Here is a 25180-nt window from a genome sequence, read left to right as displayed (position 1 = left end):
TTCACGTACGTCATCGGGCTGATTTGATTTAAGGATTGAATATGGACGTATTGGTTATTGGTGGCGGCGGTCGCGAGCACGCACTGGCGTGGAAAGCAGCGCAGTCTGAAAAAGTGAACACTGTCTATGTTGCACCGGGCAACGCAGGTACTGCATTAGAACCTAAGCTTGAAAACGTGGCGATTAATGTCGAAAACATTTCAGCACTGGTCGCGTTTGCCACAGAAAAAAATATCGGCCTGACGATTGTTGGTCCAGAAGCACCACTGGTGATTGGCGTTGTAGATGCATTTCGTGAAGCTGGTTTGCCAATTTTTGGCCCAACAGAAGCAGCAGCGCAGCTTGAAGGCTCAAAAGCGTTTACCAAAGACTTCCTTGCTCGCCATGACATTCCTACGGCGGAATACCAAAACTTCACTGAGATTGAGCCAGCCCTTGCGTACGTACGCGAAAAAGGCGCACCGATCGTGGTGAAAGCTGATGGCCTTGCTGCGGGTAAAGGCGTTATCGTAGCGATGACCCTGGAAGAAGCAGAAAACGCCATTCAGGACATGCTGGCAGGTAACGCCTTTGGTGAAGCAGGCCACCGCGTGGTTGTCGAGGAGTTCCTCGACGGTGAAGAAGCCAGCTTCATTGTTATGGTTGATGGCAAAAATGTGTTGCCTATGGCCACCAGCCAGGACCACAAACGTGTAGGCAATGGCGATACAGGGCCAAACACTGGCGGGATGGGTGCTTATAGTCCTGCGCCTGTCGTAACGCAGGAAATCCACGACCGCGTGATGAACGAAGTGATTTTCCCAACCGTGCGAGGCATGGAAGCGGAAGGTCACCCTTACACTGGCTTCCTGTATGCTGGTCTGATGGTTATGGCCGACGGTACACCCAAAGTTATCGAATACAACTGCCGTTTTGGTGACCCTGAAACACAGCCTATCATGCTGCGCTTGCAATCAGACATCGTCGAGCTTTGTGAAGCGGCTGTCGCTGGTAAGCTGGATAAGGTTGAGTCCAAGTGGGACCCGCGCGCTTCAATTGGCGTAGTGTTGGCTGCTGGCGGCTACCCTGCGTCATACGACAAAGGCGACGTAATTTCGGGTCTGGAAAACGCAGAAATGGATGCCGCGAAAGTATTCCATGCAGGAACTGCTGAAAAAGACGGTAACGTCGTGACGGCAGGCGGTCGCGTACTGTGTGCAACGGCAATGGGTGATAGCGTTTCTGATGCACAGAAACGCGCCTACGAGCTTGCAGCGAAAATCAGTTGGAATGGCATGTTCCACCGCGATGACATTGGCTACCGTGCGATTGAGCGCGAAAATAACCAATAATAGCTGCACATACTAAAGAAAAAGGCCCTTATCTCGATGAGATAAGGGCCTTTTTAGTGTTTGAGCCTTAGCGTTTAAATTCAGGCCTGACGAGACAGGGGGTCTCTCCGTCTCCCAGAATGATCACTTCATTCACTGTGTTCGATTTTCTGCCAACTTCACCGACAGCAGCGAGAAAGTTGCTCGGCTGATCGAGACTTTGCAGAAGATAGTCAGGAAGCACAGTATCAAACGTCAAGGTTTTCTCTGACGACGAGCCACATTCTTCAAATGTGCCAGCCTTCCAATGACCTTGGAAAAAATCCTGCTTTTCTTTTCCGAGGGCTTTTGCGCTTGCCAATGCTTGTTCCGCTTGTCGATAATACTTCACCAGCTCAGTACCTCTGATGGGCAATAAATCCCCATCCAATCGATACTGTTGGTAAACGGCCTGACCTTCCGAATCATAACGGATCAGAACAGACTGCTCTTTCAGCTCCCCATCATCAAGCACTGTTCCTGTACGTTGAATTTCACGAACTACCCCTCTTCGCCAGCGATACTCTGACTGATACTGCCCATAGTCGCCCAATAGAACGATTTCAGAGAGCGTTTCAGGAAAGGTTTGCTTTTCGTCAAGCCAATAGATGCTGGCTGCATCGCCATGTACGGCTGCAGTTTGGGTGGTTTTAACAGGGACAATGGCTTCTGTCGAGCTACAGCCCGCCAATACAACTGCGAGGAATGAAACGAGAGGTGCTGCTATCGCGCGCATAAAAATCCGCCAAAACAAAGGATGCTTTGGCGGAGTATAACTTACTTAACTGCGTCTTTAAGCGCTTTGCCCGCAACAAACGCTGGAACGTTTGCAGCTGCAATTTGAATTTCCTGACCCGTTTGTGGGTTACGGCCAGTGCGCGCAGCACGATGGTTAACTTTAAACGTACCGAAACCGATCAGTTGAACCTGATCACCTTCTTTCAGCGCACCTTCGATACCAGCCAGAGTTGCTTCCAGTGCTGCTTTCGCTTGTGCTTTAGACAGGTCTGCTTTCTCTGCGATCAGGTCGATCAAGTTGGTCTTGTTCATTAGGTCTTCCCTTCTTAGGTTTTCTTGAGACAAGGCAACTCTAATTCAAAAGAAGCCCGACTGGCAAAGGTTTGTGGCACTACAAGTGACTGTATGCAGAGTCTTTAACCACAAACTGAGCGCATCCTCACAAAATATTGGGTATATTTTCGCTTCAACACTTGTATTTACTGCGCTGAGACCCGATTCTTGCCGCTACTATTATTCCTGTTAACTACTCAAACGCTGGAAAACGATGATCCTGCTAATCATGTTTGTGGCACTGTCTATCGGTGTTTCATTTATCTGTTCAGTACTTGAAGCCATTCTACTGAGCATTACTCCTAGTTATTTGGCCCAGATGCGACAAGACGGCCACCCAGCTGCAGGCCGTCTTCAAGAACTAAAAGATGACATTGACCGCCCTCTCGCTTCAATTTTGACTCTGAACACCATTGCACACACTGTAGGTGCTGCAGCATCGGGCGCACAGGCGACCAAAGTATTTGGTGATGCATGGCTGGGTGTGTTTTCGGCGGTACTGACGCTGGCTATCCTGCTGCTGTCAGAAATCGTACCAAAAACCATTGGCGCAACTTACTGGCGTCAACTGGCACCAGGGGCAGCGTCGATCCTACGTTGGATGGTATGGGCACTCACGCCGATTGTTTGGGCATCAGAACAACTGACTCGTCGACTGGCTCGCGGCAAGGAGCAGCCAAAACTGCGTGACGAGATTTCCGCTATGGCACTGCTAGCAAAAGAAAGCGGTGAACTTGAAGACGATGAGTCAACCATGCTGACTAACCTTCTGAGCCTGCGTGACGCACCAGTAACAAAATTGATGACACCACGCCCAGTTTTGTTCCGTGTTGACGCTTCCATGACCATTGAGGCGTTCCTTAAAGAACACCACGATACGCCGTTCTCGCGCCCTTTGGTTTATGCCGAGCAACGTGACAACATTTTGGGTTTTGTGCACCGTCTTGAGCTGTTCTCAGCAAACCAACACGGTAACGGTCAGCAACCATTGAGCAGCATCATGCGTCCAATCCCTGTGGTACATGACTCAACGCATGTACCAAAAGCATTTGATCGCCTGATGGCACAGCGTTCTCAGTTGGCGCTGATTGTGGACGAATACGGTGACGTGCAGGGTATTATCACCATCGAAGACATCTTCGAGCACCTGATGGGCAAAGAGATCGTTGACGAAGCAGACAAGAACTCCAATATGCAGGCTCTGGCCCATGAGCGTTGGGAAGATTGGAAAGAAACTCACGGCGTGATTCAAAGCAATGACGACGATGATGATGAAGCTCCACAAAAAGCAGAGCCTGAATCAGACATCTCAGCAGAAATCGCGGAAGAAGCTAAGGTTGAAGACAACAACGCAAATACGCCACAAGAACAGATGGCGGACATCAAAGACCTTGCCGAAAAAAACGTAAAGTAACAAAACAAAAAACGGGCCGATGGCCCGTTTTTTTTGCAATAACAACCGCTAAATGGATAAACCCAGATTACTCACACCGTCTTCACGAAGCTCGTTGCGAATACCACGTATCATCTCTACATCGCGTTCAGCTGCTTCTTTCAGTGCGCGGAAAATTGCCCACTGAACATCCCATTCAGCACACACTGACTCAATTTCTTTCTGGTTATCATCAGTCACTTCCACGCCTGTCTGCGCTTCTTCCAACTGAGCAACACTCGCTACTGACTGCTGGCTGATTTTCAGCACGGATTCCATAACGAGATCGCGATCCAACAACGTGTGAATGAGAGTCGACATCGCCACGCATGCATCAATTGCAGGGTAAACCAGGTAGATATCAAATTCTTCAGTTGTCGGGATGAGATCCTCTAGCTTTTCTAGCTGACTCTCAAAGTCGATTTTGGCATTTTTAACCGTCAGAATTTCCCACACGCAATCAAGCAATTGACGATATGCTTGAGGCTCAGCGAAGTCAGTTTGCTGACAGAACGCAGCATAGTTTGGATACATACGCTCCACCAGTGCCGCCATAAAGGTGATGTGTTGCCACTGCTCAAGTTTTTCGAGTCGCAGCTGGATCGGATTTTTTAACATGGTCTGCCGTCTACACTGATTACCGACGTATAATGCCGGAAAGGATTTCCGCGCAAGTGTACTTTATATACTGCGTCAGCAAAAGGAACAGATATGAACCAACTCTATCTTTGCTCAATCAATGAAGCGCGATATCGAGCACTGTTAGAGCTGGCTGCGCTGCCAGATCTGGTACTCACTGATTCCATCCAAGACGCGACAATAATCTTAGCTGACCCTCCGAAGCTTGCGCCACGAATTGAACAAGCCACTCATTTGCAGTGGCTGCAGTCAACCTTCGCCGGTGCCGATGCATTGCTAAGCAAGCCACGAACGGATTACATACTGACGAACGTACGCGGTATCTTTGGGCCCTTAATGTCTGAGTATGTGTTTGGACAGCTTCTAACGCTGAGTCGCCACTTGCCCCACTATCGAACGATGCAGACGAAAATGCGCTGGTCACCCGCGCCCTATCAGGGACTAGCTGGGAAAACCATGGTGATCTTAGGCACAGGTTCAATCGGCACACATGTTGCCTCTACCGCTAAACACTTTGGGATGAAGACGATTGGTGTCAATCGCTCTGGAAACGTCATCCCCGGATTTGACAAGATGCTGACCACCAGAGAAATAAAAACTGCGCTTGCTGACGCAGATGTGGTTGTTTCCATTTTGCCGTCAACGACAGAAACGAAAGGTATCTTAAATCAAGAAACCTTGTCCGCTTGCCAAAACGCTATTCTTTTCAATGTTGGGCGCGGCCCCGCGGTGGATGAGCAAGGGCTACTCATCGCTATTGAAGGTGGTCATATTCGACATGCTGTTCTGGATGTCTTTTGCAAAGAACCTTTGGCTTCCTCACACCCATTTTGGCCACACCCTTCGATTACGGTTACGCCGCATATCTCTGCCGAAAGCTTCCCCGAACAGGTGTTTGACATTTTTTCCAGCAACTATCGTCGCTGGCATAACGGCGAATCGCTGCATTTTGTGATGGATTTTTCGTTAGGATACTGATGATTAATACAGAACTAACAATACTTATTGAAGACGTTCGACGCTGCAATCACTGCGAGGCGCACCTACCGCTTGGGCCCCGCCCTGTCGTTCAAGCCAGCAGTGCCGCAAAATTGCTGATTATCGGTCAGGCACCCGGTACGCGCGTTCATGAAACTGGGGTTCCCTGGAATGACCCAAGTGGTGATCGTCTGCGTGAGTGGTTATGGATGGACAAAGACAGGTTTTATGACCCTGCTCAGGTTGCCATTATGCCGATGGGCTTTTGCTATCCGGGTAGAGGAAAGTCTGGCGATCTACCACCTAGACCCGAGTGCGCACCAAAGTGGCATGCGCTCATCGCGTCGCATCTTCCCAATATTCAACTTACCTTGCTGATTGGGGATTATGCCCAGCGGTACTACCTAAAAGACAAACCGAAAACCCTGACCGAAACCGTGAAATCTAATACGAATTGGGCTGCGGATTTTCTCGCACTACCGCACCCGTCACCGCGTAATAACTTATGGCTAAAAAAGAACCCTTGGTTTGAAACCGACACGATCCCGCAATTACGCCAGCGTATTGATCAGCTTTTCTTATGACAATCAGCTTTTTCCTGAACACTTTTAAAAACACCAAAAACAAAACAACATAACTTACTGATATAACTTAAATTAGTATTAATGTTCAGCTTTATCTGCCTTTTCTCCACTGAACCTCATCAGCCCTAATTCTCTTTAAAAAAGCAGAAATCATATATATTTCTAATGCGTTCAGCTTTTTTTGCGTCAAACAGCTTTTTCCTGAACAAATATTTTACATCAAAAAAGTAAAAACCATAACACTATGTATTTAAACGAATTTTTTTCGTACAGCTTTTCGATGAATTTCCCTAACGAACCATGAACAAACAGTAGAAACAAAAAAGGCCGACAATTTGTCGGCCTCGAAATCTTGCGCTTGGATTACTTATGATACGGCTTAGACAACTCATGCACCGCATCAACGAAGACACCTGCATTCTCAGGTGGCACGTCCAGATGGATACCGTGGCCAAGGTTGAAAACATGTCCAGTACCAGAGCCAAATCCTTCAAGAATCGTTGCGACTTCTTCACGGATACGCTCAGGAGAAGCATACAGCATGGATGGGTCCATATTCCCCTGAAGTGCCACTTTGTCGCCGATACGACGTTTTGCGTCTGCGATATCGATCGTCCAATCTAGACCCACACCATCACAACCTGTCGCGGCGATTTTCTCCAACCACATACCTGCATTTTTAGTGAACAGGGTGACCGGCACGCGGCGTCCGTCATTTTCACGGATTAGGCCATCCACGATTTTGTGCATGTATTGCAGCGAGAAGTCATTGTAATCACGCGGTGTCAGGACGCCACCCCATGTATCAAATACCATCACAGACTGGGCACCCGCTTTGATTTGCGCGTTCAAATACTCAATCACGCTATCTGCCAATTTATCCAGCAGCAGGTGCAGGGTTTGTGGCTCTGCGTACATCATCTTTTTGATTTTGGTAAAGGCTTTCGAGCTGCCGCCTTCCACCATGTAAGTAGCCAGCGTCCAAGGACTGCCAGAAAAACCAATCAATGGAACCTGACCATCCAAACCTTTACGGATGGTGCGCACGGCGTTCATCACATACTGCAACTCACCTTCTGGATCAGGCAAACCGATTTTTTGAACGTCTGCTTTACACGTGATTGGTCGCTCGAACTTAGGACCTTCACCTGTTTCAAAATAAAGGCCTAGTCCCATTGCGTCTGGGATGGTCAGAATATCAGAGAATAGAATAGCGGCATCAAGATCATAACGACGCAGAGGCTGAAGCGTTACTTCACATGCGAGCTCAGCATTTTTGCACAATGACATAAAGTCGCCAGCTTGCGCACGGGTCGCCTTGTATTCTGGTAGGTAACGGCCTGCTTGGCGCATCATCCATACCGGGGTGTAATCTACAGGCTCTTTGAGCAAAGCACGCAAATAACGATCATTCTTTAGTTCTGTCATTGTCTACATCCTGAAATTTATTCCGCGTTATTGTAACACCCTCAGAACGCAACAAAAGCAGTCCTTTGTGGAGATGATCATAAATATAGGTACACATTGCATCCTTAAATTGCTGATAGATTAATCACATGTTAAAAAATAGAACAAATAATAAAATGTCTAAATAGACACTACCCATAATCGCATCTTACCCGCCCCCCTACGGCGGGCTTTTTTTTGGAGCCGCGAAAACACTGGCTTTGCCGCGTGTTTACTGGGCTTGAGGCGAATCGGCCAAAATCACCAAAACACGAATTCACGCAAATATTACGGTATATTCTCAATGTTCACCGCCATTTTATCGCCACTCAAACTGGGGGCGATTGGGGCGTGTTAATCAGGTGTGATCATGGTTGCCAGTGGGTTCAACGTTACAGCTTGTTGCAAATGGTCTGGCGCGAAGTGGGCATATTTCATGGTCATTTGGATATTGGCATGGCCCAAAATACGCTGAAGGGTGAGAATGTCGCCGCCATGTTGCATGAAGTGGCTGGCAAAGGTATGGCGGAAAACGTGGGTTTTCTGGCCGTCCGGTAAACGTGGGAACAATTTTGCCAAACGCTTTTCCAGCATTTTACGCACTGGTTGAACTGGCAGGCCGTGTTCTTCATCGTAGCGCATCAGCTCTGAATACAAATCTTCACTGATTGGCACCGTTCGGTTTTGTTTGGTTTTGGTTTTAGTGAACGTGACCTTGAACTGTGAAACCTGTGATCGGGTTAAGTTCTCAATCTCGGAAATACGTGCGCCGGTTGACATGCACAACTTGCAAACCAACAGGTATGACGCCTTATAAGTCGCCTTTTCAAAGCTGCCAAGTAATAGCCTGATTTCATCTTCAGTGAGATACGTCATTTCAGCTTGGTCACTTGCCAGTTTCTTCACGCTCGCCAATGGGTTTGGCAAGTGCCATTCGTCCGCACTGATCAGGAAATTAAACACACCTTTCAACAATGCCAGGTCAACATTGTGCGTGGCTGCTGCGGCTTGTTTGTCTTTGCCATGTTGGGCAGCGTATCGGTTTACGCGAAGTGATCGCCAGTGCAGGAACTCTTTTGCAGTGAATTCACGCGCCAGCGGGTTGCCCAATTCTTCAATGGCCTGATGCAAACGCTTCAAACTTTTTGCGCCGCTGGTTAAGTGTTGGCCGTGCAGCCGAAACCATAAATCCGCCAGTTCTTTCAAGCTGCGGGATTCTGCCTTTTGTCCCATCCATGGGCGAGCGTTAGCCGCATCCATAGTGAAGCGCTCAAAAGAAAGCGCCTCGCCTTTGGTGGCAAAGCGCTTGCGCACCCGCTTGCCCTTTGAGCCGTGCGGGTAACATTCACAAATCCAAGGCAGAGCACTGCCGTCTTTAAGGTTTCGGACTGACATAATTAGATTTCAGCTAACAGCTTTTCTTTCTTCTCGTTGAACTCGCTTTCGGTGATCACACCTGCTTCTTTAAGTTCAGCAAGTTTCTTCAGTTTCTCAACCGCATCTGGTTCTGATTGCTGGGGCTCAATTTTGGCATGCTCTGTTTGATAGCGACCAGAATCAACAGCATCAGAAATACGCTGCTCCAATTCCTTATCAGCAAAAGTCTTGAACGTTAAATCATCGTGGCTTGTGTGGAATCTTAAAACGCGATGACCAAGTGTTGATTTGCGCTCCACAGAAGTGATCGCTTTCAGTGGAATGGTTTCCAGCACTTCACCAAGAAGCCCTTTTCGATAGAAAACTACGCGAGAGCCAGTCACCATCAACACGCCATTGTGTTGCGTGTCTTTGCCCTTGCCCATCATTTCCCCGATGTAACCTTCAGCCCAAACAAGAACCGACTCACCGCTCTGCAAATGGCGATCTTTGAACTTGACGACATGCTTAGACTCTTTCATTTAAACGACTCCATTTTTTATTGTTGTATTGGGATTAATCCCTAATCATGCTCATGGCGACACGGCCTAATACTTTTATATCGCCTTCATCAACAGTCAGTGTCGAGCCATTAAACTCCACAGCCAGTTTCTTGCCTGGCAAACGTTGAATCTGGTTAATCGAAAAGTTGCCATCCACATCAATCAAATAGCGGCCTGATGTTGGGTTGGTTTCATTCTTATCAATGAAGAACCGGGTATCACTCTGTTCAATTACCAATGTGCTATCAGCAAGAAGTCCGTAAACCTCAAGCGTCTTTTCATCCAAAGATAAGTTGCCAGTTTCCTCAAGTTCACCATTTTTCAAAGTGCTAACCGTCAGACTTTCAGTTGCCAATACTCGATTGGACTCGTACGGCTCACCAGTGCCAAAAGAAAGCCACTCAACAGAAACCCCCAAAGCAAGATGGAGACGAAGAACAATCTCATAAGAGAGGTTTCCGCGCTCAGACCAGGTCGAAATTGTGGATTTTGGAACCCCAATTACGTCCGCAAGCTGCCCATGTGAGTTTTTTCCTGTGATCTGCATCAACCTTTCAATAAAAGGTTTCCCACCAACGTACGCAGGTGCGGGTATTTGCGCTTGCAATGAACTCATATGCGATCAATAATCCTCAAAGTTGAACGCTCGCACGCTAAAACGAACACATACACGCCAAATTAGACAAAGTAACGGAGAAGGATACCACTATGAGCGCTTACCCAATAGCACCGCCCGCACCATTCGTAACAAAAAAACGCTTCGCCGAAATGACCGGACAAAGCCCGCGCGCAATCGACAGCATGATTCAGAGTGGCGAATTACCGATTCTTCCAAAGAAGGGTCGCAACTCAGCCGCACTCATCAACCTTGTTGCTCTTTACCGCCGCAGCGCAGAGCAAGCCGCATGAATTCGGCTAATCACTCAAATGAAAGACTGCAATTCAAAAACCTGCCTTTGTGGTACAGAGTTTTCGGATTTGCAGTCATTTTTTGCCTTACGCACTCAATTGAGTATTGATGATGACTCAAAATAATCAAATGGACGGTTCACGTGGGAATGTCCCGCAAGGTTGGCGAGCAGGTTGTCAGGCATTTGCCGCGCTTCGCCTTTCCAGTCAGTTGGAGCGTGGACTGGGTTATGCAGCGGGAACCATCCGCAAGCGCATCAACCCAGATTACGCCGAAGCGAAGCTGACCGTTGAACAACTTATCGAAATCACCAACCGCTCAGGCCGCCCGGAACTGATTGAGGGTGTTTTGCAGAGCGTCAATTACGTGGGTGCGCCAATCACAGGTGCAGACACAGAAGAAACATTGGCAATCAAGGCGCTGAAAGCCAGCCAGTTTTCTGGCGAGTTGGCGCAAGTCGTTCTGCAAAACGCCAACGGCAGCCGCCTACCGCGTACCGAGCGTGACCGCATCAGAAACATTGCGAGTGCAGGCATTCGCAACTTCGTTTCTGTGATCAACACCATCGAAACCAAAACCGCAGGGATTCAGCCGCTTCTGTCCATAGGTGCAGATGTCGCAGCGGGTTTCCCCCTGCCCGGCATCGCATAAGGAAAACGCATCATGAGCAACGCATTTGCACTAACCAGCCAGCCGCACAACAGCAATCAGGCACGCGCCTTGATTGAGCAAGCTGCCAACGCCGACACGCGCCCAGCGGAAGACAGCATCGCTGCTGCAAAAGCGCTATTCACCAAAGGCCACAAGCAAAGCCAAATCGCTCTCGTATACAACGGTCTAGATGAAAGACAGCGTGGACTGATCCTGTTGGCTGGACGCGCAGACCACAAACTTAGAGATAAGAACTTCAAAGAACTGGACGACCTGACCCGCGAAAAAGTGCGCCGTGGCTTGAAAGAGTTTTCAAGCGTGGTTCGCCGCTTTAACAACGCCGTGGGCCATATCGAAAAAACCCTACCTTCAGATTTCAGATAACGGCAAGCAGTACCTTTGGCCCTTCGGGGCCTTTTTTCGTCAGTTGAGAAAGGCAAACACCATGGAAGAACAAAAAGTGAAAGACCTGAAAACCGCGATAGATGGACTGATTTGGTTGAGCACTGAATCAGTGCTGCAACAACCCCGCCGCTTTTTGGTGGACGTGTCAGTTTGGGCAAGTCGCAAAACCGCAAAGGTAGAGATTTTGGACGCCCGCACCGAAGCCGTCATTTATCTGGATTCAAGCAACGGCAAACCCTTCACCGCAGAAACCATTCTGGCAATGGAAGACCGCTTGATCGAGAAATTAGCCGACCTAAAGAAACCGCAGGAGCAAGCAGCATGATCAATTTCCTCGCCATATTCCTCAACCATGACGGCAAAATCGTGCGCAACGAAAAAGCCGAAGTGATGAACATCCAACTGGGTGAATTCGAATCCAAAGACACGGCGATTCAACAGGCAATGGCGCAGCTTGGCTGCGTGAAAGCCGTGAATAACGTGATCCTCAAAGGCCAAAACAAAGGTGGTTTCATGGTGGTTGATGCGCAGGAGTTCGCCGCAGTATGACCCGCCCTGCAACCCCACTGGCGATTCCGGGAACCGCCGCCGCATACGAAGCAGAAAAGCTGGCCCAATTGTGGGCCGCTGGCGCTTTGCCTGCGCGTGAGGTTTCCGGCCTTGCCCTGCCACCGGAAAAACACACCCGCGAACCGGAGGCAATGAGCGTCACCGAGCGCAAGCTTTACTACGTGAACCCAGACGACCACGACTGGCGCAAACCTTACTTTGCCGATCTGCCTGATTACCTGGTGCGCTACTTTGCCAATAAATACATTGGCATTTTCAACAGCAAAGGCCGCAAGGCTGCAAACGAATTCGTTACCAAACGAATGGGCGGTGAACTTCAGCGCCGCATTCGCTTGGTCATGAACCGTTACCGCAAACTGCCAACCCTGAAGAAAGTGGCAGCACTGGCGGGCGACTACGCCGACAAACTCAACGAAGCCGACAAACGCGCCGCACAAGGCAAAGTGTTTGTTGGCCCACAGCAAGAACGCCTGCCGTTCGACTTCGCCACCGCCACACAACGCCCACAGCGCGAAAAGCTACTGTGCGAGCTCGACCGCGACGAAATCAAAGAAATGGCCTTTCAAATGGCGAACGTCTGCCAAGAAAAAATGCTGGCAGAAGTCGACGCCCTGCCATCAGGCACCAAGCACAAAGAAGTGGCTCAACAAGCCTATGAAGCGTTGGCAAAGTTCGTGGAAAGCCTCGGCATCAAGCCACAGCTCACCAAAAAGCGCCCAACGGTAGAAGATTACGAATGCGCATTGCTGGCAACCACCAACGAAAAGTGGTGGGAAAACCGCTTGAAGAAATCCCGCAAAATCATGCGCGAACACCTCGCCATTGCCATGGGCCAAGTCAGCAAGAATGCCAGCCCATATTGCTCACGCGATTGCCAATACGAATACGAAGAACAGAAGAAGCGCAACTGGGAAGCGATCGAAGCCATGGAACTGTTCGACGCCGAAACCGAAGAAACCGCCTCACTGAAAGACATGGTATTGAAGTCAGTGGCAAACCCTGCCATTCGACGCATGGAACTCATGGTGCGCACACGTGGTTGCGAAGATATCGCCAGCCACTTTGGTTTAACAGGCCTGTTCCTGACACTGACCGCGCCAAGTTGTTACCACAACACCTACAAGAAAGGCGGCTTCATTCCCCATTGGAGCGGCGCAAGCCCGCGTGATGCACAGCAATACCTCAACCGCACATGGGCGAAAATCCGCGCAGCACTGGCACGCGCTGACATCCGTTGGTTTGGCGTGCGCACCGCAGAGCCGCACCACGACGCAACCCCACACTGGCACATGTTGCTTTGGGCAAAGCCGGAAGACGTTTTCCGCATCACCAAAGTGTTTATTGAATACGCCATTCAAGAAGACATGCACGAACTGTTCACCCAAAAGCGCCTCTTTTACCCAGTGCAATATGCAGGCGTGCCAATGCCACAGGTAGCGCCAAACAGCGGCTTTACCGTGCCGAAAATGCTAGACCACCGCTTTACCAGCAAACTGAAAGGCGTGGCGAACCTGCGCCCAGTGGTAGAAGTGCCAGCAGGTGTGATGCCATATCCATTCACCGAAGCGCCAGCGCTGACAGATTTCAACGTGGATTATTCAGCGCGTTGCGATGTGAAATTCATCGACCCAGCCAAAGGCACCGCAACCGGCTATATCGCCAAGTACATTTCCAAGAACATTGACGGTTACGCGATGGACGGCGAGAAAGACGACGAAACAGGCAAAGACGTGAAAGACACAGCAAAAGCCGTCACCGCTTGGAAAACCCGCTGGAACATCCGCCAGTTTCAATTCTTTGGTGGCGCACCTGTGACCACATACCGCGAACTGCGCCGTTATGCCAACGCCAACAAAATGGAGTTTGGCAACTACCTGGCACAACAAGAACGCAGCGATCTGATCAAGTTGTTGGAAGAAAGCTACTCACAAAGCTTTGTTGGCCCGCGCCTGAATGCAGTGGCCGTGAAGCACCTGAATATAAACACCAAAGACCTGTTTGCCCGTCTGATGAATACCTACATTCCAAAGACAGACAGCAAAGGCGTAACAGAAACATTGAAAGCCGCCGACCAAGGCGACTGGAAAGGCTACGTGATGGGGCAAGGTGGCCCGTTTGTATCGCGTGACGAACTGCAAATCCGCAACGATTACGAAGTGACGCCGTTTGGTTCTGCCTACGGTTACGCCGTGTCGAAAATCATTGGCTTTGTCGCAGACGGTGAAAGCGTGAAAACGCGCACCAAGGTTTGGGAAATCCGCAAAAAGTCAGACGCGACAGCGGAAGCTCTTGCTCTTTCTGGCGGCTCTGCCGCCTCTCGGAGTTCTGTCAATAACTGTACGCACCCCGTCTGCGTAGGAATTAACGAGCAATTTGGTCACTTATACCGCGAAGGCTGGGAAATTGGCGAAGATGCGCTCGAAGCCATGCTGAAAGGCTCCCGCGTTAACGTTGGCGACGGCAGAACATTGCGCATTCGCCAAGTGACCGAACAGGTATTAGACGAAAACGGCCAATACATCACCATCCAACGACCGCCACAACTCATTGCGGAAGACGATGGCCGCAAACAGCGCGAACAAAAAGCGTTCGATGATGCGCTAGACGATTTCCTCAACTTCGGAAAACCGGAAAGCGCACCACCAAAAGCACCGAAAAACACACAACCCGACCTTTCACGCATCCCGCCAACCTACTGGGATGACGAAGAATGGCCGCTGATTTAATGGGAAAGGAGCAGTCCGCATGAAAACTGAAAACTAATTGGACGCACCTAAGGTCGCCACGAACACTTCTGCTTCGCGCACTTCACCTGTGTCAGGGTTGACCACCTGAAGCCGAGGCCCACAGTAATCGATAAACAGCTTATCACCTGCAACATGTAGTTGGCGCATGCTGCGCTTTTGGGTTTTGAACCAACGCGTGAAGTGCTCGCAGAACTGAGTGTAAGCGTAGGCTTGCTCTGATATTGCTCATGATATTCCTGCCACAACAACATCTTGGTCATGCCCTTACGTCTGAGCTCGACAGCGTATTGCGTGAAGTCTGGCATGACTTTATCGCGACTGGCTTTCTTGCTGTGATACAGCGCTTGAATGAGAGCGGTATCGCTGCAACCTTCGGGCAGAGGCCAGCCAAGTTGGCTTTGTTTAAAGCGAGTCAGGAGTTCCGAGATGGTTGAAGGGCCGAGTTTAAGGCAAGAAGCGATACTGCGATTTGAGAGACCGCAGTCGTACTTAAGGCGTAATACCTCTTTGATTTTGTTCATTGGAGTTCTCTTTTTTGCCATTGTCGCTTCCTTCCCATCTTGTGTAAGAGGTAAAGAATAGCGAGCTATTGATTTAAAAGAGAAAAAGGAAGGATTTCGGCATTCCGATCGCGGTTTTCGCTATTCCGATCACCGATTTCGGAGTGAGGCTAAAAGTGATCGGATAATCGCGGAATCGGTGATCGGTTTAAACCGAAATGGGTGATCGGATAATCCCGAAATGACTGATCGGAATGCTCCGAAATATGCAGCATGTCTCGACAATATAATAAACGTCAAAATATACTGTATGTATGTACAGTGGTTAGGGATAATAAAAAAGTGAATGTTCAATACCAACAAGCCCTCATATGGCTTGAAAACCGCGCATCAGAAAACACCGCGAACCCAGAAGAGAACGCGGTGTTAGACTATTTAATTGGCTTAGTGGAGGCCGACGCTAAAACAGCGCCAGTTGTTGTTGAAGCGTTTGGCGAACAGATGGCGTAACAGAGCGAATCAGCGCCATTGCCAATTCGTTGGTGGTGAGTGCTGAAGGTGAAAGGGTGTAGGCATGAGCGCGACACATCACGAAGCGGTGGCCACAGCCAGAACACTGGCAATATAAATCGCTTACTGTGTTGGAAAGTCGGTTAGTTTTTTGAATGATCGCCCTTTCACCGCAACCACAATAAATGCGTTTTCCTTCCACATACGGTTGCAAAGACAAGCCAGCGGGAACGCTGGCTGGAAAACTTAAAGAATGCCTAAAACTCAGACTGGCAACAAACGTATGGCCGCATTCAGGGTTTGTGCATGAGCAATACAAGTTTGTGATATTTGAGTCTGTGCTGTCTCTCTCGCTGCGGCTCACCACAGCTTGCGCACCGCATGAACAATCCACACGCATGAAAACCTTCCCCTAACTTACTGACCGACCAAACGATAGTAATTAAGTGCTGGTTATTTGTACAGCACCCGTCTAATTCTGTCATGTCTTCTGTGTATCGAAACTCAAAACATAGTTGATATGCACTCGGTTTTTAATGTAATAGGAGAAATGTGCGGACACATGTGATGCTGTGAAAGTTTATTTGATTGATGCAAATGGTGAGTGCCGACAAAAAATTTACGCTATTGATAAAGGACAGGTGTTGCGCGAAGAATTGGCTAATTTCGAAGGTGTATTTTACCACATCAAGAAGGTAGATAGCCTTGGCTGGGTAGCACTGCATACTCAAAATAGGATGTTCCCATCTCCAGACGGACCGAGAGGGAAAACGCCAGCACGTACAAAATTCGATATTTGTGAAAGTGAACAAATACTTCGTGCAGAAATGGAAGCGGCCATATCAGTGCTTAAAGAAAAGGGTGTTAAAGCTGAAGGAGAGATTGTCAATTGTCCTAACAAGGACGTTTTTGCGAGTATTTCTTACGATTGGCCTTTACAAGCATAAAAAAAGCCCGCTATTGCGGGCATTTTCTTTTTAAGCGGTTGGCAGGGTTAGTTCAAACGTCACTTTCAAATCACTGCGGTTGATAATTTCAGGGTCATGGTTGATCTCATCCATCATCAGTTCACACACCGGAATAATTTCATCACGCAGGTATTCGCGGCCCACTTTTTCAGGGTCGCCAAAGCCAGCGGTATTGGTTGGCACTATGCCGCCTTTGCCCGGTGGGAATCGGTGGCTCACCAGAATGTCTTGCGCGGTGATGTTCTTAATGCGTTCAAATTCATCTTTGGTGGCAATGTCGCCCACCGGAATCAGTTGAATACCTTTTTCATGCCCGTTGGGAATGTTGATGTACATGCTGCGGAAGTTGCCCACGCCTTTGGAACTGGCAATGGCTTCTTTCATCATCTTTTCATCTTCATCTTTCAACTTGGGGTCTGTGCTGTAGAAAATGAAACCCATGTGTGCGCCGTTCTTGTAGTAGCGGCGGCGGAATAACGTGGCGTCTTTGTTCAGCAGGGAAGATTGCAACCCGCCCACGTAATCCGGTAGGCCATACACCTGCTGTTTCGGGTCATACTGCGCCAGCCAAATCACGTCTTTGGCTTTGTACAGGCGTTTGTTGTCGTCTCGCTCCAACACCCACACATCACCATTGCGACGTTTTCGCACATACATGGACGGCAGCGGAAACAGGCCAATCACACGGCCAAGGCGATCCCGAAGTTTCAGCAAGGCACCGTGGCCGAATTGGGTATAGTCCCGCGTGAATCGCTGGAACAGGTGGCGGCGAATATTGCCACCGCCTTTGAAACGGCCCGCCACGTAGTTGGAACGGGCGATCAACAAGCTGCCGTGGTAGGCGTTGGCGTTCGCCAGTTGCGCCAGCCCTTCTGGGTTAATGGGTGGTTCCCAGTAGTCTTCAGTGTCGTTGTAAAACAGTTCGCTGTAATCCGTTAGCCAACTGCTGGAATCTGCCGTTTCGAAACTGGAACTGAAGCTGTATGCACTGGCCGGTTCCTTCACTTCGGTGGTGTCATCATTGGCGGCGGGTCGGGTTAGTTGCTCGGTCATGGTTATTTCCCAAAGGTGTATGAGGAACCGCGCTGCGCTTCATCGGTATTAAGCGGTTCATTTATCAGCGCATGAGAAAGCGCCCAGAATGCGTCTGCGTGTCCGGTGGTTTCGCTTCGCTCGGCTTTGAAGGTCATCATGTTGCCGCTGTTGCTGGCAACGCGTTTGATCGCCATAAATGCCATGGCAATGTCTTTGTGTTCGGCATCCCACTGCACGCGGCCTGCGTCTATCACATCAATCATTTTCAGCACGAGGCGGTTTTTGTTTTCGTTGCTGTAGTGAATGGCGTGGGCTTCGCGGGGGTGTTTGGTGCTCACCAAATCCCACACACCCGCGCCAATGCCTGTGGTGTCAATGCCAATGTAAGTCACGTTATAGCGGTTAAAGGCGTCGTCTATCTGGCTGGCCTGATACTGGAAATTGAGCCCTTTCCAATAGTGCTTTTCGAGCACGCGGAAAAGCTCGGCATTAGTTTTCGGTGGCGCGACAATCACCAAGCAGGCGTTATCGCGTGATCGGCTTGGGTCATAACCCAGCCACACTTCTTGGTTGGCATAAGGCCGCGCCGTGTTGGGTTTGAAGTCTTTCCATTTGCTGGCGTCCACCATGCATTTTTCCAGTTTGCTGAATGCAAACACGCTGGCGTTGCCATCGACAAACACGCACATGAACAGGTTGGCAAAATCGGCCTTGCTGTATTCTTCGCGCAGTTCGTCAATATCAAACAGGTCACAACCGCCCGCTGCGGCATCTTCAATGGTGACAACATAGCGCCAGTGTTTATCCGGGCAGAGTGCGCCGCCCTTGCGGAATTCGTCGAATTTCGGGAACTCGACGTTTTCGCGGGTCTTGGAACTGCCGCGCCAGGTGTCGCCCGTCCAAAATGGGTATGCCTGGTGCGTTTTGCTGGAAGGGGTGGAAAAGTAGGTTTTGCGCCACTTCTTATGCGTCGCCATGGCTGACGCCAGCTTGTTCAGTTCGTCAAACTTCGGAATCCAGAAGTATTCATCGACATAAACATGGCCGTGGAAGCCCTGCGCGGTTTTGCTGTTGGTCGAACAAAAACGAAGTTCAGCGCCAGTGCTTAAAATGATCGGGTTGCCTGTCAGTTCAATGCCAAGGAACTCACGCGCAATCTTTACAATGTAGGTGCGGAAAATCTCGGCTTGGGCGCGGGATGCAGAAAGGAATACTTGGTTGTCTCCGGTGAGTATCGCATTTTCCAGCGCTTCACAGGCAAAGTAGTAAGTCGCACCAATCTGGCGTGATTTAAGAATGTTACGAATACGCTGGTGCAGGTTTTCGCGCATCGTAAGCTGGTATTTGAAGAAACTGGCGTGCAGTTCAGCGAAATCATCAGCAGTAATCTCGCTAACATCATTCTTTCTTTTCTTCCCTTTCGGCTTTTTCTCGCCGCTGCTGCGTTCTGAGCGGTTGTTGCTTCTTTCCGGTGTCGTTGGGTTGCCGCTGTTGCTTTCATTCGCTGGCGGCTTGCTGGCGGTCTTTGCGCGTTGGTGTTTTAACTTAACGTGCTGACCAATCAGCATTTCCAGCTCTTTCAACTGGGCAGGCGTTTTTTCTGCTTGGTTGGTTAACAGAATAATGCGGCGGTTGATCGCCTCATCCACTTCTTCTTCACGCAGCAAATCACGCCAGCCGTATTTATCCGCCCAGTGGTAAACAATGCGGTTATTCGGCAGCGCCAATTCATCTGCAATTTCTTGCGGCGTGTAGCGTCGCAAATAGAGGCGTTTTGCCGCCTCTCTGATTTCAGGTGAGTAAGCCATGAGCGCAGTTTACGCATTTAAACGGCCTGAAAATCCAAGTGAAATTCGGAAGAATTCGGATTTCGCCTATATCCGAATTTCTAGGAATGGAACCAGATGAAAGCCCGCCTTTAACGCAGTAACTTGCCCGTAAATTCGAACGCATTTGGCGAAAACGATTCACGAGAGCAGGGACATGTAACCGAATGAGCAAGCAATCTGGCTGGGTAATCATCGCAACGGAAGGCGCTACCGTAGACGGTCGCACCATCACCGCGTCATGGATTAAAGACATGGCGGAAAGCTACTCAGTAGAAGAATACACCGCACTGATTTGGCCTGAACATTACCGTTCTCAGTGGTCATCCTTTGAAGGTAAAAACTGGGGAACAGTGGATGAAGTGAAGGCAGAGAAGAAAGGCGGAAAACTGCGCCTGTTCGCCAAAATCACTGCGAATCATTACCTCATTGAAGCCAACAAAGACGGCCAAAAGCTGTTTACCTCTATCGAACCAAATTTGGATTATCGCGGCACTGGCAAGTGTTACCTGATGGGCCTTGCAGTGACCGACTCCCCAGCGAGTTCAGGCACCACCCGCCTCAAGTTTTCCATGGGCGGCAAAGACTGCGAACGCGAATACAGCCAGTTGGAGCCGCTTCTTTTCCTACAGGCCGACACCGAACAGGAAGAACACGAAGCCGCTGGCTTCTTCAAAGCACTGGCAGCAGGCATTGCAAAGTATTTGCCGCAGTTCAGCGCCGAACTACCGACTGACACCACACCACAACCCGAGGAAATCGACGTGAAGAAAGAAGAACTCGAAGCATTGCTCCAAGGCGCATTGCAACCGTTCTCCACACGCCTCGACGCCATCGAGCAGAAATTCAACGCGCCAGCACCAACAGGCGACAGCGAAGAAACGCCCGAAGGTGACAAAGGCGGCGACGTGACCGCGCCAACTGTTGAGCAATTTAGCGCAGCACTGAGCGACGTGATCAAACCACTGGCAGACAAGCTGAACGGCTTGGAAACCCAATTCAACAAACTGTTGGAAGAAGCGCCAAACCAACGCCCAGCGGGTGAAGGTGCGGACGACAATTTCAGCGCTGATCTGGTTTAAGGAGCTACCTACATGCAACTGAATGAAAGCGCACGTAAGTACCTTGGTCAGTACAGCGCAAATCTGGCGACTGCTTTTGAAATCGCAGACAGCAGCAAGCTTTTTGCGGTGACTGGCCCGAAGGAAACCAAGCTTAAAAAAGCCCTTCTGGATTCAGCAGAATTTCTGAAGCGCATTTCACTGATGGACGTTGATCATAAATCTGGTCAGGTCATCAATGTGGGTTCAACAGGTCTTGCTACAGGCCGAAAAGCAGGCGGACGCCATACCAGCAGCCAAGATGTAGACGGCCACGAGTACAAACTCGAAGAAACCGACTCTTGCGCGGTGGTCACATGGGAAACCTTGTCTGTTTGGGCTAACGCGGGTTCAGCGGGTGAGTTTATGCGCCTGATGAACGAAAACGCCACTATTCGCTTTGCACTGGATATGCTGCGAGTTGGTTTCAACGGTAAATCTGTTGCTACGACCACCAAGCCAGCCGAAAACCCTAACGGCGAAGATGTGAATATTGGTTGGCACAAATGGGTGCTGACTGATGCGCCAGAGCAAGTGATCACTGAGCCTGTGTATCTGGATGCAGCAGGCGGCGGTGATTACAAAACGCTGGATGCCATGGCCGCTGACATCATCAACACCAAGATTCAACCTGCTTACCGAAACGACCCGCGCTTGGTGGTGTTGGTGGGTGCTGATTTGGTGGCGTATGAATCTGCCCGTCTTTACGACGAAGCAACCACCCCTAGCGAGAAAAAGCACGCGCAACAACTGCCATACTCCATCGCTGGCCGTCCTGCCATTGTGCCGCCATTTATGCCGGGTAAACGCATGGTGGTGACACTACTTTCCAACCTGCAAATTCTGACGCAGAAAGGCACACGCCACCGCAAGGAAGAGCACGTGGAAGACCGCAAGCAGCACGAAAACAAGTACCTGCGCTGGGAAGGTTACGCAGTAGGCGATTACGACGCTTACGGCGCAATTGACGAAGCCGCAGTGAATTTCGGCACTGACCCAACACCGGAAGCATAAGAAATGGCTAGGCGTTTATCTCCAGGTATGAGGAGCAACCTCAAATGGGAACGCGCCAGCCATAACAGCGCGGGGGAACCCCCGCCTGTTATCGCGGCGGCCACTACCGGTTCTCTTGAACTCCAACTGATGGAACTGGAAAACGACCGCGCCGTGCTGAAAGGCTTAAACGCAATTTCAGACAAAATCGAGCACAAGCGTTCGGTTCTCATTCCGAAGTACCGCCCGCAGGTGGAAGCGTGGCTGGAAAGCGGCGTGGCGGAAGAAAACCCGATTTTCTCTGAAATGGTGATCTGGTTTTACGACACCGGCGACATGGAAACCTTCATGGCGTGGGTGCTGAAAGCCATTGAACTGGCACTGCCAACCCCGGAACGCTTCAAGCGTGATTGGCAAACCTTCTGCGCTGATAGCGTTTTCGATTGGGCAGACGCCCAGGTGAAAGAAGGCAACGCGATTGACCCTTATTTCACACAGGTGATGGAACGCATTCACGAGGGGGAATGGCGCGTGTTCGAGAGAGTCAGCGCCAAGCTGTACAAACTCGGCGGCCAATACCTGCTGCGCGATGAGCTCGGCAACGTGAATGTGCCAAGTGTCGGCAGCGTTGAAACGCTGGAAAAGGCACTGGCGATGCTCACCAAAGCTAACGACCTGCATTCAAAGATTGGTGTGGGCGACTTGATTAAAAACCGCATTCCGGCACGCATCCGAGCGTTACGCGAAGGCACGAATTTATAAACGGCTCCTAACCCCCCGCGTGCTTCGGCTGGCGAGTCGGGCTGCCGTAAGGCAAACCCAATGACGTTGACCTAGTGGGTAGAAGCACACCGATTTGAGGAACAAACAGCATGAGCGGATTTGGCGGCAAGGTGCCAACCAACCAGAACACCAACATTGCGGGTAACGGCTGGCCGGATTTATCCACCGCTGACTTTCGCAAGGTGCGCCGCATTCCCCATGTGTTTGACGAAAGCAGCGTGGCAATGGCAATCGAAATTGCCGCCGACAACGTGCAAGGCCAGTTGGCTGGCGTTGACCAATCGCTGACAGGCGCAAAGCTGGCGCTGTACCAACGGGCGGTGTACGCACTGGCACACGCTGACCTGCTGCCAGAGTTCGCCACCCAGAACCGCCGCGATGAAGCCGAAAACACGGCAGAAGATGCAGGCGAACAGGGCGACAGGTTCCGCGCTCAATCAACGCGGGACATTGCCCAAATTAAGGGCGAAAGCCCCAACGGAATTGAGTTGCTCTGATGGCCGACGCATACACCAAAACCAAGTTGCAGCACCTCACCGAATACGTGGTGAAGGCACTGAAAACCAGTGTGCTGGATAACAAAATCGACGCTTGGCAGGAAAACGCAAAAATCGTCATCAATGGCGACGACAGGGGCCACGGCATTCGCATTGCTGAATGGCAATACAACGCGGTGATCAGCATTGAAGGTTTTCCACATCACCTATTAGACCCGCGTTACCTGTTGGCGGCGGTGGCCTGTTGGATTAGCGAGTTCGACCACGAGCGCAGTGATCTGGAATTGGAAGACCCAACACTGGCGGTGGACATTCTCGATGAAGGCACCGTGGACGTGACCATTGAGTTAGAGCTTTCGGAGCCTATCGAAATGATCCCAGACCCTAACGGGCTGATTGAATACCAGGGCGAAACCTATCGGGTGCAAACCGTGCCGGTAGATGTAGCGGAAGAAGCCGAAATCAGCAATGAAACCGACGGTTAAGTTAAATCAGCGTGACGCGCTGAACTTCAACGAAAAACTGGCACTGCTGGCACTGCCACCCAAAAAGCGGTTTTGGATTCTGAAAACGCTGGGACGCTGGGAAAAACAGAATGTGCGCAAGCGTATCAGCCAGCAAAAAGACATTCACGGCAAAGGGCTAGAAGCCCGAAAGAAAGGCCGGAAAAAGATGTTCCGCCGCATGGCGAAGGGCTTAGAGCCTTACGTGAAAAACGGCGCGAAAGAATTAGACCTAACGTGGCGCAACAAGCAAACCGCCCGAACAGCGGCAAGGCACCACATAGGCCAAACCCAAAAGATGAGCGCAAGGCAACTGCAACGGCGCTTTGGGAAACCAGATTACGACGCCCCGCCAACCAAAGGCATGGCGCGCAAACTTCGGGAACTGGGTTACACCATCCCGACCAAAAGCGGCAAAGGCCGCAAAAAGCCAACACTGGCATGGATTCAACAAAATCTGACGCACGGTAAAGCAGGCGCAATTATCCGCGAACTGAGCGGCAAGCCGAAGCAATCACAGTGGGACATTCCACTGGCCGAACGCCAGATTCTGGGCAGCAAACACACCGACGTTAACCGCCAGCTTGTGCAGATTTTCGAGCAGGCACAGAGAAGGAAATAACAATGGCATTGGGACAAGTCGAGGTAAATAACCTCAACCTTGGACAAGGCGGCATCCCCGAAATTGAACGGCATTTACTGTTCATTGGTACCACCGCCAAAGCAGCGCTTCAAGGCAAAGTGACGCGCATTGATGCGACCACTGACCTTGATGAACTGTTTCTAAATGGCGAGCAGCCAGACGATGCACTGGCGGCGAACGTTAAAGCGGCGCAAGTGAACGGCGGCCAAAACTGGACGGCTGAAGTGTTCGGTCTTGATGGTGTTGAAGGCGGCCTGACATGGGCGGATGCCATAGACATCGCGAACGAGTCTGGTTCATTTGAAGCCGTGGTGATCATCGACGAAACCACCAACAAAGCAGACTTTGACGCCATGCAGGCGGTAACGGCAGAACTGACCAACAAGCTTGGCCGTTGGTGTTTCGTCTTGGCAGCGGTGCCGGGCATTGATGCGGAAACACAAACGTGGACCGAATACGAAAACGCCACCATTGCCCTGCAAGCAGGCGTGGCCGCCAACATGGTGGTGGCAGTGCCGCAACTTCACGGCAATAACGCAGGTGTGCTGGCTGGCCGCTTGTGTAACCGCGCCGTGACCATTGCCGACACGCCAATGCGTGTGGCAACGGGCCCAGTTCTCAGCCTTGGCGAAGCGCCAGTGGACTGCGCAGGCAAGCCGCTTGGCTTGGCAACACTTGGCGCACTTTCCCGCGAACGTTTCAGCGTGCCGCAGTGGTATGCCGACTATGAAGGCATTTACTGGGCAGACGCTTCAACACTGGAAGCCAAAGGCGGTGATTACCAGTTTCTTGAATACATCCGTCCGGTACACAAGCTGAACCGCCGTGTGCGCATCAAGGCAATTCGCCGCATCGCTGACAAGATTCTGAATTCCACGCCGGAATCTATCGAAATGAACAAGCAATATTTTGCGGCTGATATGCGCGAAATGAGCAAGGGCATTGAGATTGGCGGTATTCAGTTCCCTGGTGAAATCATGCCACCCGCAGAAGGTGACGTGACCATTCAGTGGATGACTAAAACCAAAGTGGCGATTGGCCTGATTGTGACCCCGCACAACTGCCCGAAACACATTGTGGTGAATATCGCCCTCGACCTTTCAAACCAAGCGGAGGCGTAA

General features: G+C 50.4%; 29 protein-coding genes and 1 pseudogene. 19 read left to right on the top strand and 11 right to left on the bottom strand.

The features are described 5' to 3' along the window. The first annotated feature begins 41 nt into the window (after nucleotides 1–41). Nucleotides 42–1331, top strand: a complete 1290-nt coding sequence (gene purD, locus B5D35_RS07690) for a phosphoribosylamine--glycine ligase (RefSeq protein ID WP_078752007.1) — start codon at nucleotides 42–44, stop codon at nucleotides 1329–1331. Between the two features lie 67 nt (nucleotides 1332–1398). On the opposite strand, the gene B5D35_RS07685 is transcribed toward purD, so the two are convergent. Then, nucleotides 1399–2085: a DUF1481 domain-containing protein gene (locus tag B5D35_RS07685; protein WP_078752006.1), complete on the bottom strand. Its 687-nt coding sequence runs from the start codon at nucleotides 2083–2085 to the stop codon at nucleotides 1399–1401. 41 nt (nucleotides 2086–2126) lie between these two features. After that, nucleotides 2127–2399: a nucleoid-associated protein HU-alpha gene (gene hupA / locus B5D35_RS07680; RefSeq protein ID WP_078752005.1), complete on the bottom strand. Its 273-nt coding sequence runs from the start codon at nucleotides 2397–2399 to the stop codon at nucleotides 2127–2129. Nucleotides 2400–2634: 235 nt separating this feature from the next. Between hupA and B5D35_RS07675 the strand changes: the two genes are divergently transcribed. Next, nucleotides 2635–3834: a hemolysin family protein gene (locus tag B5D35_RS07675; protein ID WP_078752004.1), complete on the top strand. Its 1200-nt coding sequence runs from the start codon at nucleotides 2635–2637 to the stop codon at nucleotides 3832–3834. Nucleotides 3835–3882: 48 nt separating this feature from the next. Here B5D35_RS07675 and B5D35_RS07670 read toward each other — a convergent pair whose 3' ends face one another. After that, nucleotides 3883–4470 (bottom strand): YjaG family protein, encoded by a 588-nt coding sequence (locus B5D35_RS07670; protein WP_078752003.1) that lies wholly within the window; start codon nucleotides 4468–4470, stop codon nucleotides 3883–3885. A gap of 93 nt (nucleotides 4471–4563) precedes the next feature. Here B5D35_RS07670 and B5D35_RS07665 point away from each other — a divergent pair, with 93 nt between their 5' ends. Together B5D35_RS07665 and B5D35_RS07660 are read left to right on the top strand one after the other, a co-directional pair. After that, the gene (locus tag B5D35_RS07665) at nucleotides 4564–5469 is read left to right on the top strand and encodes a D-2-hydroxyacid dehydrogenase (protein WP_078752002.1); all 906 of its coding nucleotides are present in this window, start codon (nucleotides 4564–4566) and stop codon (nucleotides 5467–5469) included. Beyond that, nucleotides 5469–6053 carry a uracil-DNA glycosylase family protein gene (locus B5D35_RS07660; protein WP_078752001.1) on the top strand — a complete coding sequence of 195 codons (585 nt, stop codon included), beginning with the start codon at nucleotides 5469–5471 and terminating at the stop codon, nucleotides 6051–6053. Before B5D35_RS07665 ends, B5D35_RS07660 begins: the two co-directional genes overlap by 1 nt. 363 nt (nucleotides 6054–6416) lie before the next feature. Here B5D35_RS07660 and hemE read toward each other — a convergent pair whose 3' ends face one another. From hemE to B5D35_RS07640, 4 genes are all read right to left on the bottom strand, one after another. After that, on the bottom strand, nucleotides 6417–7481 hold the full coding sequence (gene hemE, locus B5D35_RS07655) for a uroporphyrinogen decarboxylase (protein WP_078752000.1): 1065 nt from the start codon (nucleotides 7479–7481) through the stop codon (nucleotides 6417–6419). A gap of 372 nt (nucleotides 7482–7853) precedes the next feature. Then, on the bottom strand, nucleotides 7854–8894 hold the full coding sequence (locus tag B5D35_RS07650) for a phage integrase (RefSeq protein WP_078751999.1): 1041 nt from the start codon (nucleotides 8892–8894) through the stop codon (nucleotides 7854–7856). A 2-nt stretch (nucleotides 8895–8896) separates the two neighbouring features. After that, nucleotides 8897–9397: an SHOCT domain-containing protein gene (locus tag B5D35_RS07645; RefSeq protein WP_078751998.1), complete on the bottom strand. Its 501-nt coding sequence runs from the start codon at nucleotides 9395–9397 to the stop codon at nucleotides 8897–8899. A gap of 34 nt (nucleotides 9398–9431) precedes the next feature. Beyond that, entirely contained in the window at nucleotides 9432–10034 is a 603-nt protein-coding gene (locus B5D35_RS07640) for a phage repressor protein CI (protein WP_244556531.1), read from the bottom strand. Between the two features lie 92 nt (nucleotides 10035–10126). Here B5D35_RS07640 and B5D35_RS07635 point away from each other — a divergent pair, with 92 nt between their 5' ends. The 6 genes from B5D35_RS07635 (at nucleotide 10127) to B5D35_RS24535 (ending at nucleotide 14680) form a co-directional block, all read left to right on the top strand. After that, on the top strand, nucleotides 10127–10327 hold the full coding sequence (locus tag B5D35_RS07635; RefSeq protein ID WP_078751997.1) for a Rha family transcriptional regulator: 201 nt from the start codon (nucleotides 10127–10129) through the stop codon (nucleotides 10325–10327). A 109-nt stretch (nucleotides 10328–10436) separates the two neighbouring features. Next, nucleotides 10437–10979 (top strand): phage regulatory CII family protein, encoded by a 543-nt coding sequence (locus B5D35_RS07630; protein ID WP_078751996.1) that lies wholly within the window; start codon nucleotides 10437–10439, stop codon nucleotides 10977–10979. A gap of 12 nt (nucleotides 10980–10991) precedes the next feature. Beyond that, nucleotides 10992–11363: a hypothetical protein gene (locus tag B5D35_RS07625; RefSeq protein ID WP_078751995.1), complete on the top strand. Its 372-nt coding sequence runs from the start codon at nucleotides 10992–10994 to the stop codon at nucleotides 11361–11363. Nucleotides 11364–11424: 61 nt separating this feature from the next. Continuing rightward, nucleotides 11425–11709 carry a hypothetical protein gene (locus B5D35_RS07620; protein ID WP_078751994.1) on the top strand — a complete coding sequence of 95 codons (285 nt, stop codon included), beginning with the start codon at nucleotides 11425–11427 and terminating at the stop codon, nucleotides 11707–11709. Then, nucleotides 11706–11933, top strand: a complete 228-nt coding sequence (locus B5D35_RS07615) for a hypothetical protein (protein WP_078751993.1) — start codon at nucleotides 11706–11708, stop codon at nucleotides 11931–11933. Before B5D35_RS07620 ends, B5D35_RS07615 begins: the two co-directional genes overlap by 4 nt. Beyond that, the gene (locus tag B5D35_RS24535; protein ID WP_078751992.1) at nucleotides 11930–14680 is read left to right on the top strand and encodes a replication endonuclease; all 2751 of its coding nucleotides are present in this window, start codon (nucleotides 11930–11932) and stop codon (nucleotides 14678–14680) included. The genes B5D35_RS07615 and B5D35_RS24535 overlap by 4 nt, the downstream gene beginning before the upstream one ends. 36 nt (nucleotides 14681–14716) lie before the next feature. On the opposite strand, the pseudogene B5D35_RS07605 reads toward B5D35_RS24535, so the two are convergent. Next, nucleotides 14717–15243 (bottom strand): annotated as a pseudogene (locus B5D35_RS07605) (IS21 family transposase); the annotation flags it as partial. 300 nt (nucleotides 15244–15543) lie between these two features. Between B5D35_RS07605 and B5D35_RS24275 the strand changes: the two are divergent. Beyond that, nucleotides 15544–15711, top strand: coding sequence for a hypothetical protein (locus B5D35_RS24275; protein WP_157828341.1), 168 nt, complete (start codon nucleotides 15544–15546; stop codon nucleotides 15709–15711). On the opposite strand, the gene B5D35_RS07600 is transcribed toward B5D35_RS24275, so the two are convergent. Then, nucleotides 15662–16111, bottom strand: coding sequence for an ogr/Delta-like zinc finger family protein (locus tag B5D35_RS07600; protein WP_078751991.1), 450 nt, complete (start codon nucleotides 16109–16111; stop codon nucleotides 15662–15664). The genes B5D35_RS24275 and B5D35_RS07600 overlap by 50 nt on opposite strands. Nucleotides 16112–16283: 172 nt before the next feature. Between B5D35_RS07600 and B5D35_RS07595 the strand changes: the two genes are divergently transcribed. Continuing rightward, entirely contained in the window at nucleotides 16284–16658 is a 375-nt protein-coding gene (locus B5D35_RS07595) for a hypothetical protein (protein ID WP_078751990.1), read from the top strand. Nucleotides 16659–16688: 30 nt separating this feature from the next. On the opposite strand, the gene B5D35_RS07590 is transcribed toward B5D35_RS07595, so the two are convergent. Both B5D35_RS07590 and B5D35_RS07585 read right to left on the bottom strand, forming a co-directional pair. Continuing rightward, nucleotides 16689–17732, bottom strand: coding sequence for a phage portal protein (locus B5D35_RS07590; RefSeq protein ID WP_078751989.1), 1044 nt, complete (start codon nucleotides 17730–17732; stop codon nucleotides 16689–16691). Between the two features lie 2 nt (nucleotides 17733–17734). Continuing rightward, the gene (locus B5D35_RS07585) at nucleotides 17735–19522 is read right to left on the bottom strand and encodes a terminase large subunit domain-containing protein (protein ID WP_078751988.1); all 1788 of its coding nucleotides are present in this window, start codon (nucleotides 19520–19522) and stop codon (nucleotides 17735–17737) included. A gap of 185 nt (nucleotides 19523–19707) precedes the next feature. Here B5D35_RS07585 and B5D35_RS07580 point away from each other — a divergent pair, with 185 nt between their 5' ends. The 7 genes from B5D35_RS07580 (at nucleotide 19708) to B5D35_RS07550 (ending at nucleotide 25180) form a co-directional block, all read left to right on the top strand. Then, nucleotides 19708–20622, top strand: a complete 915-nt coding sequence (locus B5D35_RS07580) for a GPO family capsid scaffolding protein (protein WP_078751987.1) — start codon at nucleotides 19708–19710, stop codon at nucleotides 20620–20622. 12 nt (nucleotides 20623–20634) lie between these two features. Next, the gene (locus B5D35_RS07575; protein WP_078751986.1) at nucleotides 20635–21654 is read left to right on the top strand and encodes a phage major capsid protein, P2 family; all 1020 of its coding nucleotides are present in this window, start codon (nucleotides 20635–20637) and stop codon (nucleotides 21652–21654) included. 3 nt (nucleotides 21655–21657) lie between these two features. Continuing rightward, complete coding sequence (gene gpM, locus B5D35_RS07570; protein WP_170915147.1) at nucleotides 21658–22395, top strand: phage terminase small subunit; 738 nt, start codon at nucleotides 21658–21660, stop codon at nucleotides 22393–22395. Nucleotides 22396–22505: 110 nt separating this feature from the next. Next, entirely contained in the window at nucleotides 22506–22913 is a 408-nt protein-coding gene (locus tag B5D35_RS07565; protein ID WP_078751984.1) for a head completion/stabilization protein, read from the top strand. Further along, the gene (locus tag B5D35_RS07560; RefSeq protein WP_078751983.1) at nucleotides 22913–23398 is read left to right on the top strand and encodes a phage tail protein; all 486 of its coding nucleotides are present in this window, start codon (nucleotides 22913–22915) and stop codon (nucleotides 23396–23398) included. The genes B5D35_RS07565 and B5D35_RS07560 overlap by 1 nt, the downstream gene beginning before the upstream one ends. After that, complete coding sequence (locus B5D35_RS07555; protein ID WP_078751982.1) at nucleotides 23382–24038, top strand: virion morphogenesis protein; 657 nt, start codon at nucleotides 23382–23384, stop codon at nucleotides 24036–24038. The genes B5D35_RS07560 and B5D35_RS07555 overlap by 17 nt, the downstream gene beginning before the upstream one ends. 2 nt (nucleotides 24039–24040) lie before the next feature. Further along, nucleotides 24041–25180: a DUF2586 domain-containing protein gene (locus tag B5D35_RS07550; protein WP_078751981.1), complete on the top strand. Its 1140-nt coding sequence runs from the start codon at nucleotides 24041–24043 to the stop codon at nucleotides 25178–25180.

Origin of the sequence: Enterovibrio nigricans DSM 22720, from assembly GCF_900167155.1 — a bacterium.
In the GTDB taxonomy this organism is placed as follows: domain Bacteria; phylum Pseudomonadota; class Gammaproteobacteria; order Enterobacterales; family Vibrionaceae; genus Enterovibrio; species Enterovibrio nigricans.
Note: the sequence above shows the minus strand (reverse complement) of the source record. Positions and strands in the feature narration are given on the sequence as shown.

Excerpts from the sequence above, each read along its gene's own strand:
- B5D35_RS07660 (WP_078752001.1), top strand. The coding sequence starts at position 5,469 with ATGATTAATACAGAACTAACAATACTTATTGAAGACGTTCGACGCTGC.
- B5D35_RS07645 (WP_078751998.1), bottom strand. The coding sequence starts at position 9,397 with ATGAAAGAGTCTAAGCATGTCGTCAAGTTCAAAGATCGCCATTTGCAG.
- B5D35_RS07580 (WP_078751987.1), top strand. The coding sequence starts at position 19,708 with ATGAGCAAGCAATCTGGCTGGGTAATCATCGCAACGGAAGGCGCTACC.
- B5D35_RS07630 (WP_078751996.1), top strand. The coding sequence starts at position 10,437 with ATGATGACTCAAAATAATCAAATGGACGGTTCACGTGGGAATGTCCCG.
- B5D35_RS07665 (WP_078752002.1), top strand. The coding sequence starts at position 4,564 with ATGAACCAACTCTATCTTTGCTCAATCAATGAAGCGCGATATCGAGCA.
- B5D35_RS24535 (WP_078751992.1), top strand. The coding sequence starts at position 11,930 with ATGACCCGCCCTGCAACCCCACTGGCGATTCCGGGAACCGCCGCCGCA.
- B5D35_RS07550 (WP_078751981.1), top strand. The coding sequence starts at position 24,041 with ATGGCATTGGGACAAGTCGAGGTAAATAACCTCAACCTTGGACAAGGC.
- B5D35_RS07670 (WP_078752003.1), bottom strand. The coding sequence starts at position 4,470 with ATGTTAAAAAATCCGATCCAGCTGCGACTCGAAAAACTTGAGCAGTGG.
- B5D35_RS07625 (WP_078751995.1), top strand. The coding sequence starts at position 10,992 with ATGAGCAACGCATTTGCACTAACCAGCCAGCCGCACAACAGCAATCAG.
- B5D35_RS07590 (WP_078751989.1), bottom strand. The coding sequence starts at position 17,732 with ATGACCGAGCAACTAACCCGACCCGCCGCCAATGATGACACCACCGAA.
- B5D35_RS07560 (WP_078751983.1), top strand. The coding sequence starts at position 22,913 with ATGGCCGACGCATACACCAAAACCAAGTTGCAGCACCTCACCGAATAC.
- B5D35_RS07565 (WP_078751984.1), top strand. The coding sequence starts at position 22,506 with ATGAGCGGATTTGGCGGCAAGGTGCCAACCAACCAGAACACCAACATT.
- B5D35_RS07640 (WP_244556531.1), bottom strand. The coding sequence starts at position 10,034 with ATGAGTTCATTGCAAGCGCAAATACCCGCACCTGCGTACGTTGGTGGG.
- B5D35_RS07650 (WP_078751999.1), bottom strand. The coding sequence starts at position 8,894 with ATGTCAGTCCGAAACCTTAAAGACGGCAGTGCTCTGCCTTGGATTTGT.
- B5D35_RS07635 (WP_078751997.1), top strand. The coding sequence starts at position 10,127 with ATGAGCGCTTACCCAATAGCACCGCCCGCACCATTCGTAACAAAAAAA.
- hemE (WP_078752000.1), bottom strand. The coding sequence starts at position 7,481 with ATGACAGAACTAAAGAATGATCGTTATTTGCGTGCTTTGCTCAAAGAG.
- B5D35_RS07685 (WP_078752006.1), bottom strand. The coding sequence starts at position 2,085 with ATGCGCGCGATAGCAGCACCTCTCGTTTCATTCCTCGCAGTTGTATTG.
- purD (WP_078752007.1), top strand. The coding sequence starts at position 42 with ATGGACGTATTGGTTATTGGTGGCGGCGGTCGCGAGCACGCACTGGCG.
- B5D35_RS07555 (WP_078751982.1), top strand. The coding sequence starts at position 23,382 with ATGAAACCGACGGTTAAGTTAAATCAGCGTGACGCGCTGAACTTCAAC.
- B5D35_RS07600 (WP_078751991.1), bottom strand. The coding sequence starts at position 16,111 with ATGCGTGTGGATTGTTCATGCGGTGCGCAAGCTGTGGTGAGCCGCAGC.
- B5D35_RS07620 (WP_078751994.1), top strand. The coding sequence starts at position 11,425 with ATGGAAGAACAAAAAGTGAAAGACCTGAAAACCGCGATAGATGGACTG.
- B5D35_RS07585 (WP_078751988.1), bottom strand. The coding sequence starts at position 19,522 with ATGGCTTACTCACCTGAAATCAGAGAGGCGGCAAAACGCCTCTATTTG.
- gpM (WP_170915147.1), top strand. The coding sequence starts at position 21,658 with ATGGCTAGGCGTTTATCTCCAGGTATGAGGAGCAACCTCAAATGGGAA.
- B5D35_RS07575 (WP_078751986.1), top strand. The coding sequence starts at position 20,635 with ATGCAACTGAATGAAAGCGCACGTAAGTACCTTGGTCAGTACAGCGCA.
- B5D35_RS07615 (WP_078751993.1), top strand. The coding sequence starts at position 11,706 with ATGATCAATTTCCTCGCCATATTCCTCAACCATGACGGCAAAATCGTG.
- hupA (WP_078752005.1), bottom strand. The coding sequence starts at position 2,399 with ATGAACAAGACCAACTTGATCGACCTGATCGCAGAGAAAGCAGACCTG.
- B5D35_RS07675 (WP_078752004.1), top strand. The coding sequence starts at position 2,635 with ATGATCCTGCTAATCATGTTTGTGGCACTGTCTATCGGTGTTTCATTT.